The sequence below is a fragment of the Nocardia noduli genome (assembly GCF_019038455.1).
Classification (GTDB): domain Bacteria; phylum Actinomycetota; class Actinomycetes; order Mycobacteriales; family Mycobacteriaceae; genus Nocardia; species Nocardia noduli.
This window is the reverse complement of record NZ_JAFMPL010000091.1, coordinates 1-15,623: the sequence shown is the minus strand read 5'-3', so window position 1 is coordinate 15,623 and position 15,623 is coordinate 1. Positions and strand designations below refer to the sequence as shown.

General features: G+C 62.7%; 14 protein-coding genes and 1 pseudogene. 9 read left to right on the top strand and 6 right to left on the bottom strand.

Annotation, left to right across the window (positions count from 1 at the left end):
- Positions 1-1,059 precede the first annotated feature (1,059 nt).
- Positions 1,060-2,334, bottom strand: a complete 1,275-nt coding sequence (locus JZ792_RS31960) for a PucR family transcriptional regulator (RefSeq protein WP_216916573.1) — start codon at positions 2,332-2,334, stop codon at positions 1,060-1,062.
- A 468-nt stretch (positions 2,335-2,802) separates the two neighbouring features.
- Here JZ792_RS31960 and JZ792_RS31955 point away from each other — a divergent pair, with 468 nt between their 5' ends.
- The gene (locus JZ792_RS31955; protein WP_438804413.1) at positions 2,803-3,327 is read left to right on the top strand and encodes a TetR/AcrR family transcriptional regulator; all 525 of its coding nucleotides are present in this window, start codon (positions 2,803-2,805) and stop codon (positions 3,325-3,327) included.
- Here the strand turns inward: JZ792_RS31955 and JZ792_RS31950 are convergent.
- The 5 genes from JZ792_RS31950 to JZ792_RS31930 all read right to left on the bottom strand — a co-directional run bounded on the left by JZ792_RS31950 (position 3,324) and on the right by JZ792_RS31930 (position 6,761).
- On the bottom strand, positions 3,324-4,202 hold the full coding sequence (locus JZ792_RS31950; RefSeq protein ID WP_216916569.1) for a TauD/TfdA dioxygenase family protein: 879 nt from the start codon (positions 4,200-4,202) through the stop codon (positions 3,324-3,326). The genes JZ792_RS31955 and JZ792_RS31950 overlap by 4 nt on opposite strands.
- A gap of 82 nt (positions 4,203-4,284) precedes the next feature.
- On the bottom strand, positions 4,285-4,560 hold the full coding sequence (locus JZ792_RS31945) for a cytochrome C oxidase subunit IV family protein (protein WP_216916567.1): 276 nt from the start codon (positions 4,558-4,560) through the stop codon (positions 4,285-4,287).
- Between the two features lie 6 nt (positions 4,561-4,566).
- Entirely contained in the window at positions 4,567-5,211 is a 645-nt protein-coding gene (locus JZ792_RS31940; RefSeq protein ID WP_216916565.1) for a cytochrome c oxidase subunit 3 family protein, read from the bottom strand.
- 48 nt (positions 5,212-5,259) lie between these two features.
- Positions 5,260-6,021, bottom strand: a complete 762-nt coding sequence (locus tag JZ792_RS31935) for a hypothetical protein (protein ID WP_254190647.1) — start codon at positions 6,019-6,021, stop codon at positions 5,260-5,262.
- Entirely contained in the window at positions 6,018-6,761 is a 744-nt protein-coding gene (locus JZ792_RS31930) for a hypothetical protein (RefSeq protein WP_216916563.1), read from the bottom strand. The genes JZ792_RS31935 and JZ792_RS31930 overlap by 4 nt, the downstream gene beginning before the upstream one ends.
- A gap of 350 nt (positions 6,762-7,111) precedes the next feature.
- Here JZ792_RS31930 and JZ792_RS31925 point away from each other — a divergent pair.
- From JZ792_RS31925 to JZ792_RS31890, 8 genes and pseudogenes are all read left to right on the top strand, one after another.
- Positions 7,112-8,711: pseudogene (locus tag JZ792_RS31925) on the top strand (GMC oxidoreductase).
- Positions 8,712-9,076: 365 nt separating this feature from the next.
- Positions 9,077-9,940 carry an MlaE family ABC transporter permease gene (locus JZ792_RS31920; RefSeq protein ID WP_216916561.1) on the top strand — a complete coding sequence of 288 codons (864 nt, stop codon included), beginning with the start codon at positions 9,077-9,079 and terminating at the stop codon, positions 9,938-9,940.
- Positions 9,940-10,794, top strand: coding sequence for an ABC transporter permease (locus tag JZ792_RS31915; RefSeq protein WP_216916560.1), 855 nt, complete (start codon positions 9,940-9,942; stop codon positions 10,792-10,794). Before JZ792_RS31920 ends, JZ792_RS31915 begins: the two co-directional genes overlap by 1 nt.
- Positions 10,795-10,798: 4 nt before the next feature.
- Positions 10,799-12,103 carry an MlaD family protein gene (locus tag JZ792_RS31910; protein ID WP_216916558.1) on the top strand — a complete coding sequence of 435 codons (1,305 nt, stop codon included), beginning with the start codon at positions 10,799-10,801 and terminating at the stop codon, positions 12,101-12,103.
- A complete protein-coding gene (locus JZ792_RS31905) occupies positions 12,100-13,137 on the top strand; it encodes an MCE family protein (RefSeq protein ID WP_216916556.1) in 1,038 nt (345 codons plus the stop codon). The genes JZ792_RS31910 and JZ792_RS31905 overlap by 4 nt, the downstream gene beginning before the upstream one ends.
- 4 nt (positions 13,138-13,141) lie before the next feature.
- Positions 13,142-14,197, top strand: a complete 1,056-nt coding sequence (locus JZ792_RS31900; RefSeq protein WP_216916554.1) for an MCE family protein — start codon at positions 13,142-13,144, stop codon at positions 14,195-14,197.
- Complete coding sequence (locus JZ792_RS31895) at positions 14,134-15,297, top strand: MCE family protein (protein WP_308165534.1); 1,164 nt, start codon at positions 14,134-14,136, stop codon at positions 15,295-15,297. Before JZ792_RS31900 ends, JZ792_RS31895 begins: the two co-directional genes overlap by 64 nt.
- Positions 15,294-15,623 (top strand): MlaD family protein (locus tag JZ792_RS31890; RefSeq protein ID WP_216916551.1); only part of this gene is annotated, 330 nt, incomplete at its 3' end. The genes JZ792_RS31895 and JZ792_RS31890, both read left to right, overlap by 4 nt.

The following is a 15,623-nucleotide window of genomic DNA, read 5'->3' as shown; positions in this document are numbered from 1 at the left end:
GGCGGTCGAGACCCCGAGGCCCCGACCTCGACACCACCGTGAGTTGCGGATCCACGATCACCCGCCATCTTCGATTTCCATGCCGTAGGCACGGCATCAGCACGGCGCCCCGGCTCGGGCCGACATCCCAGCGGCGGCGGCAACGTCGAACCGGTCATCGGTCCGATGATCGGACACCAGTCGGCCCGGGGACGGAGCGTACCCATGCCAGCGACCCCCGTTCCGCAAACGTCGGTGCCTGTGCCAATTCCTTCGCGGGGCCTTGCCACCCACAGGGCAGGCCGCAGGTCGGCTGGATGGACGTCTCCACACGCCCACTTCCGAATGTCCGCACAGTGGCGAAAGCTTGGGCGGGATACCCACACAGCGGACACTTCGCGAAATAATCGAGGACATCGCGAACGATGGTCCTGACAGGCTGTTCCGACAATGCGCGGGTCCGAAGCGTGTCGGCGGCAGCCGACCCGCCTGTCTCTTGCAGCCACCAACGTATTCGTGCTTCACCGGTGCCGGGAGCCCCCCACCGGGATGCCGCGTTCACGAAGTGCATCGATGCATTGTCGTCATCGATTGGGGTCTGAGTCTGGATAGTTGAGGTATGGATGCTATCGGTCACTCTGGTTACCTCTTCTTGCAGCCCCTGCGAGAGCGTCGTTATCCCCTGAGGATAATGTAATTCTCACAGAGTCCGAACTCAACCGATTTGCAAAAAACGGAGGCAAATAGTTTATATTCTGGAACAGGTTTCATTTCCCCCCGCACCTCGGGTGCCGAACGACGAGATTCGACCGAGCGACCGACGGATGATCTTCTTTTGACACCATCCGGATCAGACCTATCTGTAAGTAGCGGTGCCCAATGCCGGCTCACACAACAGCCACACCAGGCGTTAGAGACACTCAGAACTGCCGGTGTCGGTTGAACAGCGATCGGCGTAATAAAACCTTCGATGTCCGCACATGCGGGCATACAATAATTCCACGACTGTCAGCGATTTCGAATGGCTCCGAAGTCGGGAGGCCGACGGACAATTCATCACTACGCGAGTCGATCGAATTCTCAAAAGGTACGGGCGATCAATGCCGAGCGCAGGTGCAGCTGGCCGTTGGGTTCATACAGATTGAAGCCCGTGAGCTGCCAGATGCGTCGGCACCGGTTGTCGATCGTGTTGGCATGCACGTGCAATTGGCGCGCGGTGAGACGGCGGGACAGCTTGTTGCTGACGTGTACTTGCAAAGTGTGGAGCAGTTCTGGATATTCGTCGAGCGGGTCGAGGGTCGACCTCAGACGTTCCAAGGCCGGACCGGGCCGTGTCAACTGATATTCGAGGGCGAGGTCTTCGAAGTGATAGACCCCTCCGGTCAGCTTCAAGCGGTTGATGATCTCCAAGATATCGCGCGCTCGTTGCGCTGCTTCCGGAATCTCGCCAGTCGATGAATTCACCACGGCAGCACGGATGTCCACCTGCCCGGCTCGTGAGAGCTGGGCTATGAGTTCCTTGGGGTTCTCCCCCATGGGATGCCCCACCGGGACCAGCAATATGCCCCCCTGAATCCTCAGGAGAGCCACGGTGCGATCGCCACACAGCCGGGCGAGTTCACCTTGGACACGCCGCAATTTGCGATGCGCCGCCGCCTGGCCACTCGTCGTCATGATCGATTCACGGCGATGCGCCGGAATATCCAGAGCCAGAATGCAATACGCGGAAGCGAGGGCGATCCCGCATTCGCGGGCCACCCGGTGGGTACTGCGCCCGTTCAGCAGAGCCGAGGCGAGTGTACGTTTCGCACCGTTGCGCTGGTCGGCCACGGCGTGCAACTCCCCGATGTACGCCTGAGCGACAGTAGCGGTGATGCAGTGGAAGATCTCGATGAATCGCCTGCTCACATCGAGGGGGCAGGCGGCATCTTCGGTGGTCACGTGGACCATGATCAACTCGAATGCGAAGATCAATCCAGCATTGACTGTGCGATGGATAGCGTCGAGTGGCATCCCCTCGCGCGCATACTCGGCCGTGGCACGTTGAAGTTGCTCGGATTTCTGCATGTGGTCCTCGCCGTCGAGCATGCTCGCTGTGATCCCCACGCACAAATTGGTGATCGTTGTCAGGTCTCCGTCTACGGCGTCTCCGGGTACGGCGCGCAGACGTGCGGCACTGTCGATGAAGTAACTGACGATCTTGTGCGGAAGACTCCGGACACTACGCAGCGGCGGGGGTGCGGAGCATTCAGAGATGACGGGGTTGTGGCCGCCGAGCTCATGACAATGGATCGCCGCTCGAGTGGTCATCAGTGCCGCCTTCCCCAGCATTCCCGCAAAGGCGTCGGATGACATCACGAAGCGCCTTGCCTCGATAACCCAACTCGGTCGCCGCGTCGCATTTCGCCGTGTTGACAGTCACTACAACCGCCTTCTGGTTGCCGATAAGATCGAATAATAGCCGATCGGCTAGAGAGATGCCAGCCGATCGGTTAGTAGACTCGACAGAGCAGGGGCGCGCGAGCGAGAAGGGGCATACGCAGCCAACTTCGATGATGGGCGGATCATTCAGATCGCACGTTCATCGCCGACTGGCTCTGCCGAGATCGCCCGCCCACGATTTACACACAGACCTCGATCAACACCGACAGAAGTGACCCAGGCCGGAACTCACCTCGGCAACGGCCCAGCACCCGAGCCGGGCGAGACCCCGCCCCTGCGGCACACGCCGGGACTCGGGCTAGTCTATTGGCTATGCTCGCCGACAGCCCGCCGGAACGCCCTTTCAGTAGTATCCATTGGAGTGCTGCGCAGCGTCGGACGATGACGGCCGCGCTGGATCTCATCGGGACGCACGGTGTCAGCGGGACGTCGCTGCAGATGATCGCGGACGCCGTCGGTGTCACCAAGGCCGCGGTGTATTTCCAGTTCAAGACCAAGAATGAGATCGTCATCGCCGTGACGGCGAACGAACTCTCCATTCTGGAGGACGCGCTGGTCGCCGCCGAAGCCGAGACGGACGGCCCCCGGGCCCGAAAGGTTCTGTTGCACTGCGTCATCGAGCTGGCGGTGACGCGCCGCCGGTGGGTGAGTACCCTGACCAACGATCCGGTCATCATTCGTCTGCTCGGCGAGTACGAGCCTTTCCGGATCTTCATGAGCCGGCTCTACGCGGTCCTGCTCGACGAGCGAACCGACGACGATGTGCTCGCTCGCGTGTCGGCCGCGGTTCTGTCGGCAGCGATCGCGGGGGCGGTGGTCAACCCGCTGGTTACCGATCTGGACGACGAGACGTTACGGTCTACGCTGATCCATCTCACCCAACGGATGCTCGATCTGCCCGACTAGGAGATCCCACCTGCGGGGTTGTGCGAAGTGGCCATCGTCCAATCGACGAGGGCCTGCGTGTCGCCGACGATCGCCGTGCGTAGCATCGTATGCGGGGAGTTCGGCTCGGTCAGCGTACAGCGGTGCATCATTCCCGCGTTGTCCCAGATCACCAGATCACCGGCACACCATCGATGTCGCAGGACGAATTCGGGTCGGGTGACGAACTCGAGAAGGACGTCGAGCATGGTCTGACCTTTGCTGTCCGGGAGTCCGACGATACGGGAGGCGGTCGCGCCCAGGAGCAGAGATCTGCGGCCATCTCGACGCGTCCACACCAGCGGGTGGATGGCGTCCGGTATGCGAGCCCAAGCCGCCTGTTCAGCCTGGGTGGCGTGCGGGTTCGCGCTCAGTTGGGCCGCGGCGAAACTGTGCACCACCCGCAGCTTGTCCAAGCACGCTCGTTGACCGATCGGCAATGTCATGTAGGGGATGTAGGCGTCGGCGAACTCGGTGGCGGCGGAGAAACCCTCGCCGACATGACGAGCCGTCAACAGTGTGATGTCATAGGGCACGGTATGTGCGGCACCATCGATGTGCCACAGGCTGTCGCCGCTGATATAGGCGTCCAGGACCGGATTCGCCATGGCCGGGTCATCGGTGATCACGGCGATCTGCGGATATCGGTGATCACCTATATTCGCGATCACGGGTACGCCGAGCAGATGTGTGAAAACGATGAGATCGTCATCGGATATGTCGAGGCCACGATAGATCACGACCCAGTACTCGTCCAGCGCCACCCGGCAGTCGGCACTGTGGTCGAGGAGTTGTCTGCTCGACATTCCGGTGACTTCGATACCGAAGGGCTCCAATCTTCGGACATCGAAGGCCATCACGCGCCTCCGAGGACGCGAGTCGATCCGGACGCCCACGTTGCGACCGATCGTGACCGACGCATTGCGGTGGTGCGGTGAATCACCACAGGTAGACCGCCAGGACTGCGCCCCACAGGACGAGCAGCCATCCGTCGGTTGCCAGGCGCAACCATCGCGGTGCCACGCGCACCTCCATGAAGTACCGGATGATCATGCGGCCCTTGACCGCACTGAGCACGACGACCGCGAGGGTGACGGCGGTACTCGGGACGGCAGGTTCGCCGGAATGCCCCGGAGCCAGCCACCACGAGAGCAGCGTGATCGCCGACAGTGCGAGCCAGGCCACCGTGGCCGTTCGAGTGGATATGGGTCTCAACGAGTTTCACCTCATTACGTAGAGCAGGCCGAAGATGACGATCCAGAGCAGGTCGACCATGTGCCAGTAGATCGCCCCGGATTCGACCATGCTCATGCGGCGGCGGTCCGGGCTTCGCAGGATGCGCTGACGGTCCGGGATTCGCAGTTCTCGCACGACGACTCCGAGTATGAGCAGTCCGAGTGCGACGTGGAACAGGTGTACGCCGGTGAGCACATAGTAGAAGGAGAAGAATTCATCGGAGACCAAGGTGTGGCCACGCGAGATCTCCGCTGTCCATTCTCGGGCCTTGATCGCGATGAACAGCACGCCCAGCGCAGCGCCCGCGTACGTAAGTCGTATGGCTCGTTCGCGCCGCAGGGTCCGCGCCGCGTGGACGCTACGGGCAACGAACCATGAACTGGTTAGCAGCACAAGGGTATTGAGTGTGCCCAGGTTGAGGTCGAGATGTTGCTGGGCGGCGAGGAATTCCTCCGGTTCCATGGCCCGGTGGACCATGAAGATTACGAAGTAGGCCCCGAAGATCAGCAGATCTCCGAGCACCATGATCCACATGTGGACATCACCCGGGAGGTGGGCGATCGGAGCGGACGCGGCACCGGGCGGCTCGGCGACCCCGGAGATCGGCGTGCCGTAATCGGTGTTGGTCATCGGAAGATCCTCATGTCGCTGGTTCGTGGCGGACGGGGTCGACGCGGTTCACGGCAGTGCCGGTTCGTCGGCGGGTTGGAGTTCGGTCGCCTTGCGCAAGAAGGTGATCACAGACATGAGCCAGACGCCGAAGACGACGGAGCCCATCCAGAACGAGATCGACCCGTTCCAGGCGAAGGGGCCCGAGCGCACGACGAAGACAGGGGTGGCGAGTATCTCGCTGATGATCTGCCAGATCGTCACGTAGGCAAGCCATTTGGGAAAGATGCTGTTGCGGTCGTAGAAGATCGCGATCGCGAATCCGAAGTATGCGGCGGTGAAGCAGCCCAGCGATCCCACATAGGAGAGCAGGCCCAGATCGTAGAGTAGCGCGAGCAGTTGCGGGTCCCGGTCGGGCCGGTACACCGCCGCCAGGAAGCAGAACGCCACCAGCAGACATCCGGGAAGTACGCCGACGGCCATTCCCGCCATGTAGATGTAGGCGCAGACCGAGCCTGTGGTCATCCGTTTCATGTGGAATACGGTGATGCCGTTGGCCACACCCGCGCCGCCCACGATGAGTAGCAGGAGCGCGAAGCCGATCTGGATGGTGACTGCGTGGTCGTCGAAGAAGCGCGTGATCTGCTCGGGGCCGGTGTCGGGTCGCGGGGGCGGCATCACCCGGGTCAGCAGGACGAAGATCAGCCCGAACGCAGTGTAGAAGGCGGGCACGATCCAGTAGCAGATCCAGACGTCGCGCTTGCCTGCGGGTTTCGGACCCGCGTCGGTACGCTCGGTGATTGCCTCTGGGGACAGTAACGAGCGCATCATGCCACGCTCTCCGCAGCAGCCTGGCGGCGTAGCGCCGCGCGCAGCACCGGGAACATCACCACGACGAAGCCGATGAACGCGATATTGCGCAGCCAGAAGGAGATCGCGCCGTTCCAGGCCAGTGGCCCGCTGGCGAAGACCGCCGCGCCCACGGCCGGAGCCATCGCCAGCGCGGTGACCACCGAGAGGTGACCGACCCATCGCGGAAATACGGGTTCCGGCCCGTCGTCGAAGTAGATCGCCAATCCGAGCAGCAGGTTCTGCGCGACCAGCATTCCCACCGGGGCGATGAGGGTGATCCACGCCAAATCGTTGAGCAGCAGGACCAATTCGGGATCACGTTCGGGCCGGAATGCCGCGACGAGGAAGAAAATATCGGCGAGCGCGACGATCGTCGCGCCGCTCACGGCGGCGGTCAGGTAGCAGTACGCGAAGACATGGCTCTGAGTGGCCATGCGCTTCATCTGGACAACGATCACCATGAAGTACGGGGCCAGCAGGATCCCGCAGAGGTTCAGGGTGATCATGCTGAACTGGATGAGCGCCTGGTTATCGGCGTAGAAGCTCGCGACCTTTTCGGCGCTGTCGGCCGGGGACATGGGCGGATAGAAGCCGGGGAAGGCCAGGAACGCGATCAACAACACACCACCGGCGACCGGGCCGGACCATAAGCTGATCGACTGGGTCGTGATGTCGGTAGTTGCGGTGGGCGTGTCTTCCGCCTCGGTGATTGCTTGCATCGGACCTCGAGTCAGTGGTGGTGGAAGTGCGCGCCGGTGAACCCCGAGCGAGCATCGGCCGGTTGTTGGTAACTGCTTCGGCGGTACCGACCTATCCGAATCGGACACTAGCCGATCGACTAGTTAGACTATAGGCTCGCGGCTCGATGAAAGTCGATGCCTATCCCGAATCAGGCGATCACCCGTGGAGGGCGGTTCCTGGCCGGGGAGTTGGGCACTCACGCGGACTTCGACAGCGTTCGGGCACTACGTCCGATTGTCTCGAAGGATTCTCGACTGGTGCGGAGAATCGGCCGTTCGGTCAAGTCCGTGGACTTTCGGTTCGCATCCACTTCACCTGAAAGTATGTGATGTCAACTATTTCGCGTCGATCGCTACTGACCGGAACGGCAGCCGCCGGCTTGGTTCTGGCCGGCACCCACTACGCCGCCAGCTCTCGCGCTCCCCTCGCCACACGGGCCAACGGCATTCCGCTCACCTACGAAGAACATCGAATAGTGGTGGTGGGGTCCGGTTTCGGCGGTGGAGTCACGGCCCTGCGCTTGGCGCAGGCGGGCGTGCCCGTGACAGTCCTCGAACGTGGAAATGCGATGGCCGACCGGGCCGAACGCGGAAACCTTCCCGCGGGCATCAGGGCTGGACAAGCGGGTTCTCTGGTACAAGTCGAATCCCAATTTCTTCGGCCGACCGCTGGTATTCGAGCCCTACACCGGACTGGTCGAGGCCGTCGCCGGAGAGAACATGACCGCGTTGTGCGCGGCCGTCGTCGGCGGAGGGTCGCTGATCTACCAAGGCATGTCACTACAACCGCCCAAGCACGTGTTCAACGCGCACTTCCCCGTGGAACTGGACTGGGCACGGCTCGACCGGATCCACTACCCACGAGTGGCGAAGATGCTGGGCCTGGCAGTCGCGCCGGATGAATTGATAGCGAGCGAGAACTATTCGGCGGCAAGGGTCTTCGCGAACCATGTACAGAAGGCAGGGCTGCCGCTGTCGAAGATCCCGATGCCTATCGACTGGAATTACGCACTCGCCGAACTGCGTGGGGAGATGAAACCCTCCTACACCAACGGCGACGGCGCCATGGGCGTCAACAACGGCGGCAAACACACAGTGGATGTCACCTACATCGCCGCCGCCGAAGCCACCGGCCGTGTGCGTGTCGAGACACTGCATCAGGTGACCGACGTCGAGCGAGCTCCCGACGGCCGCTGGACACTGCATGTGGAACGTCTCGATACCACCGGCGCGGTCGTGGAGAACAAGATCCTCACCGCAGGCGCGCTCGTCATGGCCGCGGGAACGATGAACACGACGAGATTGCTGATGCGGGCCGCGGCGAAGGGGAAGGTCCCCGATCTTCCGGATGGCCTCGGTCAGGGCTGGGGATCGAATGCCGATCGCATCTACGTGTGGACCGCCCCAGGGGCCGGATTCGGCGCGATACAGGGCGGGCCGGTGGTCTACGGCAGCCTGAACTGGGACAACCCGCGTAGCGCCCATACTCTGATCCAGGCGTCACTTCCCCCTCTCCAAGTGGACATCATGAGCACGGTCATGGTCGGCTACGGCGTCAGCGACGGCCGCGGGGAGTTCCGCTACGACGCCGGTCGCGATGACGCGGTTCTACATTGGCCGACCGATGGTGACCGCTTCATCCAGGACAATCACATCGGCCCCGCGATCAACAGAATCGCAGGCGGCGCCGGTGTGCTCACCGATACCAACCTACTGTTCCCGTCCACCTGGCATCCGCTCGGCGGGGCGAGCATGGGACCCGTCTGCGACCTCGACGGCCGCGTCCACGGTCAGCGTGGACTCTACGTCCTCGACGGTGCGTTGATGCCGGGCAATACCGCGGCCTGCAATCCATCGATGACCATTGCCGCCATCGCCGAACGCGCTTTGGACAATCTGGTCACCCAGGATGTCGGCACAGTCATCTGAGCGTGCGCCGCTCTGACGTCGTCCACACCTGGAGCGGAGGGTTGAAATCCAGGCTTTCTAGCCGATTGGCTATCGCGCAAGGTAGTCGATCGGCTACCCTCCGTTCAGTGTTTTCGATGGTGCATGGACGAGCAAGCGCGATGGCCGGTCGATATGACTACCCGATCATCGAATCCATCACCGAGTACAAAGTGCAAGGAGCCTCGTGAGGATGTCCACCTCCGTCACCGGTATGACCGGATCGCTACGCAGTAACATGCGACGCCCGCTCGACGTCATTGCGACGAATCGGCATCAGCGCTTCGATCGGCGGCCGGAATACTTGCAGTGCAGTTGCTTTCGTTGCTCACTGAGCGCTGTACCTCATGAGTGACGATCAGGTCGCGGTCGATCGCGACAAGAATCCCGCGGCAGAGGAGATCGCGGACTGGAGTCGCGGCTACGTTCGTCGGCATCCGCAGGCCTCGCTGGAGACACTCGGTCGGCAGGTGATCATGGGCGGGCGGGCCATTCGCCATCTGGTCACCGATATCTGGACCGGCAAGTTCCCCGTCGGGGAATTCGTGCACCAGGCAGCCTTCATGGTGAAGACCTCCTACGTGCCCACGATCGCGGTGGCGCTGCCGGTCAGCGCAACCCTCTCGATCCAATTCGGGCTGCTGGCAGGCCAAGTGGGGGCGACATCGTTGGCAGGTGCGGCCAGCGGACTCGCGGTGATACGCCAGTCGGCACCCCTGGTGACGGCGATGTTGATGGCGGCGGCGGTGGGTTCGGCGATCTGCGCGGATCTGGGTTCGCGCACCATCCGCGAGGAGATCGATGCCATGGAGGTGATGGGTGTCTCGGCGCTGCGTCGCCTGGTGGTGCCGCGTCTGGCAGCGGGGATCATCGTGGCGATGGCGTTGACCGGATTCAGCTGTTTCATCGGATTCCTGGCCGGCTACCTGTTCAACGTCTACGTCCAAGACGGGACGCCGGGCAGTTTCATGGCGACGTTCTCCTCGTTCGCGACCGCGGGCGATCTGTATCTGGCGATGGTGAAAGCCGCGGTGTTCGGCACCATCGTGACGGTGGTCGCCTGCGAGAAGGGTCTGAACACCAAGGGCGGGCCGGGCGGGGTGGCGAATTCGGTGAACGCCACCGTGGTCGCCTCGATCATTCTGCTGATGGTGGTCAATGTCGGATTCACCGAGATGTACACGATCCTGTTCCCGAGGACGACGCTGTAATGGCGGCAACCTACCTCCCCCCCGGTATCCGGCCGCTGCTGCGGGCGCTACGCGGGCCGGAGAACGTGCTGGCTCGCCTCGGTCACATGGTCACCTTCTTCATCCGTGCGGTCACTTCGATCCCGGTGGCCCTACGCCACTACAGCCGGGAATCGGCGAAGATCCTCTCCGATGTCACCTGGGGCAACGGTTCACTGGTCGTCGGTGGTGGCACCGCCGGGGTGATGATCATCCTCGGAGCCTCGGCGGGGGCGATCGTCGGCATCGAGGGCTACAGCGCGCTGAAACTGCTCGGGATGGAACCGGCCACCGGCATGATCGCCGCGACCGCGGCCACCCGGGAACTAGCGCCGATCATGGCCTCGATCGCGTTCGCCTCGCAGGCGGGATGCCGCTTCACGGCGCAGCTGGGGGCGATGCGCATCGCCGAGGAGATCGACGCACTCGACGCGATCGCGATCCGGCCGATCCCGTATCTGGTATCCACCAGGCTGCTGGCCTCGACCGTGGCGATAATTCCGCTGTACCTGGCCGCGCTGGCCGCCGACTACCTCGCGGTGGAGGCGTTCGTGTGGGTCGCGGGCGGTGATTCCTTCGGCACCTACGAGCACTATTTCAACCTGGTGCTTTCCGGTACCGACATCCTCTACTCACTGTTGAAAGCGGTGGTATTCGTGGTGATCACCACGACGATCCAATGCTATTACGGCTACTACGCCACCGGCGGCCCCCAAGGCGTCGGCGTGGCCGCCGGCCGCGCGATGCGCGCCAGCATCACCGTCATGATTTCGGTGAATCTACTTCTGACACTGGCTCTTTGGGGCTTCGACTCCGGCTCCAGATTGAGCGGCTGATCCGATGACGATACTGTTCGAATCCGACGACAGAAGCCTGACCCACAAGAAGTTGCTGGTTCGCGGACTGGTGTTCACCGTGGTCGCGGCGGCCGCGGTCGCCACAGGCATCGCCCGTTCCGAAGGTGTCTTCGAACCGATGGTGCACGTGACCGCTGTCATGACCGATGTCGGGGACGGATTGCCACCGAAATCCGATGTGAAGTACAGGGGTGTACTCGTCGGAATGGTCTCCGAGGTTGTGCTGTCCACCGGTGGTGGGCCGAATCGGGTGCACCTCGATCTCAAACCCGACCAGGTATCGGGAATACCCGCCACGGTCACCGCGCGGGTGGTGCCCAGCAATGTGTTCGCGGTCCCCTCGATCCAGTTGGTCGACAACGGTCCTGCCAAGGCATTGGCGGGAGGTGCCGAGATCTTCGAGGACCGCAGCCTGGCGACGGTGCAACTACAGACCTCGCTGACCGCTTTGAGCCGAATCGCCGCGGCCGTGGGCCGTCCACACGATGATCCGACGGTCGGAATTCTGGAGACGGTCCAACGTGCGACCAGCGGGCGTGGATCCGAGGCGCTACAAGCCGGTGCTCAACTCGAACGCATCGTGCAGGCCCTGAGCGGGGTGACCACGCCGGATGGCACCGTGTCGACCCTGAGCGCGCTCTCGGTGGCGATCGATGGCTTACGCGCGTCATCTCCGGATCTGCTGGCGGCGGTCAACCAGGCGGTGGTCCCGATGCGGACGCTTGCCCTGCAGCGCGCGCGGTTCGCCGAACTCGTCAGCGGCGGACTGGTGACGACCAGCACGGTCGGCACTGCCATGACCAACCGTACCGACACCATCCTCGACATGACCTCGAAGATGGCGCCGGTACTGGACGTACTCGGTGCGGGCAGCCAGAACTTCGTGCAGATGACCACCTCGCAGCGCAATATCTCGGACAAGTTCAACGCCGAATTCTGGCGACCCGAATCCCAAAGCGCCACAGGAAAAATCATCATCGAACTCACACCGCACAAGCAGTACAGCCGAGCCGACTGCCCCCGCTACGGCAAACTGGCCGCGCCGAGCTGTACGACCGGACCCGAAGGACCCGCCGTGATCGGCACCGCCGACGCGCCACCGGCAGCCACACCCACCGCCGCCACAGGTGCCGACGGTCTCGCGGAGGAACGCGCCCGCATCGCCGAAATTCTCGGAGTTCAACCCGACACCCTCTCGACGCTGCTGCTCGCACCACTGGTCCGGGGCAACGATGTCCATGTCACACCCGTCACAGACGGCGTACCGACGACAGGAGAGCCCCGATGAGTTACCGTCGGCCACTGGCCGGATTGACGGTCTTTCTCGTGGTCGCGATCGTATTGACATGGATGGTGCACGCCACCCTGCAGCGCGGCGTGCCCGGTGACACCCACCGCTATTCGGCGTCGTTCACCGATGTCTCCGGATTGCGGGTCGGTGACGACGTACGAATGGCAGGCGTACAGGTCGGCAGGGTCGAATCCATCAAGATCGACGGCACGCGAGCCGAGGTCGGTTTCGAGGTCCAAGCCGATCAGGTGCTCTACGGCAACACACTGGCCTCGGTCACCTACCAAAACCTGATAGGTCAGCGATATCTGGGTTTGTCGCTATCGGATTTCGATGCTCCCGAGGTCCTCCCGCCAGGTGCGAAGATTCCGGTCGAGCACACCGAGCCCTCGTTCGACCTGTCGGGACTGCTCAACGGCTTCCAACCGCTGTTCGGACTACTCGATCCCGGCGACGTCGACAACATCACCTCCGCGCTCATCAGGGCACTACAGGGCGAGGACGGCGCGATCCCCACGCTCATCGCCGAAACTGCGACGCTAGCGGAATCTTTCGCCGGCCCCGATCAAATACTCGGCTCGCTCATCGACAATCTGAGCCGGGTCGTCGGCGATCTGGCCGCGCAGAGTGGACAGTTGCAGACCACGATCACCCAGACCCGCAAGATCTTCGACGGCCTCTACCAACGGCGCGACACCTTGTTATCCCAGACCAGCGAGATCGCGACGGTCCTGGACCGGGCGGCACAGGTAGTGCAGGGAGCGTCGCCCGCGCTGAACCGGTTCGTCGAACGTGAGCCCGGTTTCTCCCAGCACTTCGTGGACAACAAAACCAATTTCGCCTACCTCGGTTTCAATATCCCGCTGCTGCTGAAATCGCTGACCCGCATCGTCGATCACGGCGCGTATCTCAACGCCTATATCTGCAATATCGAGATCAGCATGGTGCCCGGCGTGAGTCCGTTGATCGCGCAAATCCTCGGCCTGGCAACCCCGAGCGGGCGCCCCGAACACTCACCGATCTGTAGGTAATGCCATGAGGTTGCCACGACCCCCCGCACTGCGCGGACGTTTCACCGACAAACAGACCGGCACTCCGGACCCACTGAAAGTGGGAATGGCCGCTGTCGCCGTCGTCGTATCGGTGCTGCTGATCACCGTATTCGTCAACTCGCTACATCTCGGAAAAGTCACCTACCGGGCCGAGTTCGCACAAGCAGCAGGAATCGCGGCCGGCGACGCGGTGACCTACGTCGGCATCCCGATCGGCGCCGTCACCCATACCGAACTGTCCGGTGACCGGGTGGTGGTCACGATGAAGATCGACGGCGACGTGAAACTCGGTGCCGACACACACGCCTCGATCAAACTCACGACACTGCTGGGATCGCGGTACGTGGAAATGCGTTCGGGCGGGGTGGGCCGGTTGCCCGACGCGATGATCCCGCTTTCGCAAACCGATGTGCCCTACGACCTGCAAACCGCCCTGCAAGACGCGACCAAAACCTTCGGCCAGCTCGATGCCGACCAGATCGCGAGTTCCATGACCACCCTGTCCCAGCAGCTCAAAGGTCTACCGCCGCTGGTTCCGGAGGTGCTCGCCAATGTGCAGGCATTATCGTCGGTGATCGCTCAGCGACGCGACCAGATCGGCACCCTCCTGACCAGCACCGCACAGGTCACCACCGTCATCCGCGACCAGCAAGCAGACCTCGCCTCCCTGGTCAGCCAGGGCCGAACCGTGCTCCAAGAGATCAACTCCCGTCAGGACGCCATCCGGCGACTGCTGGCAGCGACCACCACATTGGTGCACCAGCTCGAGCCGATCGTGGTCGGCGACCGTCCGCAATTGCAGGCACTGCTCGACGACCTGCAAGCCATGACAACCATGATCGCGAGCAACGACGCGTTATTGCGAAATATCCTGCAGATCCTGCCGGTGCCGTGGCGGCTGTTCGCCAACGCCACCGGAACCGGAATGGAACTGTCGGCCAACGCGCCCGACGGATTGTTCATCGACTCGTTCATGTGCGCGTTGAGCAAACGCGCCGTCGAACTGGGCAAGGCTCCGTATCAGAAAGACTGCCAGTGAAACCCCTCGCACCCCTGATCAAATTCTGTGCCGTCGTGACCCTCGGTGCGGCACTCGGTGGCTGCTCGAGCAGCCTCAACCCCATAGCCGAAGACACCACCATCACAGCGATGTTCGCAAACGCCAACGGCGTCTACCCCGGCAACGCCGTCTCGGTACTGGGAATGCGCGTCGGCGAGGTCGAAAGCATCACGCCCCACAGCAACGGTGTGGAACTCGTCCTGAAAATCGACGACAGCATCCGACTCCCTGCCGACGTCCGGGCGGTGACGGTATCGGACTCGGTACTCACCGACCGCCACGTCGAACTGACACCTGTCTACCGGGGCGGACCCGAACTCGGCGAACACGCCACTCTCGGCCTGGATCGCACCAATACCCCGATCGAGTTCGACAGTCTGCTCGACATGGTCGAAAAGCTCACTACCTCCCTCGGCGGCGACAGAACAGGCAACGGCCCCATCGCCGACCTGATGGACCTGAGCACCGCGGTCACCGACGGCAACGGCGAACAGATGCGGGCCGCCCTCAGCGAACTGTCACGGGCGCTGCGCCTGAGCGACGACAACGGCGCTGCCACCCGAAATGCCGTCACCCAAGTGGTCACCAACCTCGACGCACTCACCGACCTGGCGGCCCGCAACGACCACACGCTGCGCGAATTCGGTTCCGGTATAAGTCAATTGAGCGATCTACTCGCCGACGAGAACTTCGGCTCCGGCTCCACCGGCGCCACCCTCAACCGCATCATCGTCTCGGTGACAGAACTGCTGCACAACAATCAGCAGAACATCACGACACTCGCCTCGAATTCGGGCACCATATTCGCCTCACTGGCCGAATACAACGCCAACATCGCCGAATTCCTCGACGTGTTCCCCCTGGTCACCGACAACACCTACAACGCCATCGACCAGAACGTCGGCGCACTCCGTGCCACCGTCGACATCAACCGATTCCTCCTCGACGGGCAGATGGTCAAAGAAGTGTGCAACCTGCTCCGCCTGACCAACCTCGGCTGCAACACCGGAAATATGCGTGACATGGGCCCGGATTTCGGAATCACCGCGATTCTGCAAGCATTGGCAGAGGCGAAATGAACCGCACTACACGTCGATTCGCGATCGCCGCCGTCGCGCTCACCCTGCCGGTCACCGGCTGCTCGGCGAGCCTCGACCGACTGCCGCTGCCTTCACCTGGGCTCAACTCAAGCGCCTACACACTGACCGCCACCTTCTCCAACGCGTTGAATCTGCCCGCAAAGGCCAAGGTCAAACTCAACGGCGCCGATGTCGGCCAGGTGGAATCGATGACTGCCCGCGACTACACCGCAGTGGTCACGATGCGGATCCGCGACGGTATCCGATTGCCGGTCGGCACCACCGCCGAACTGCGCTCGGCCACTCCGCTCGGCGATGTCTTCGTC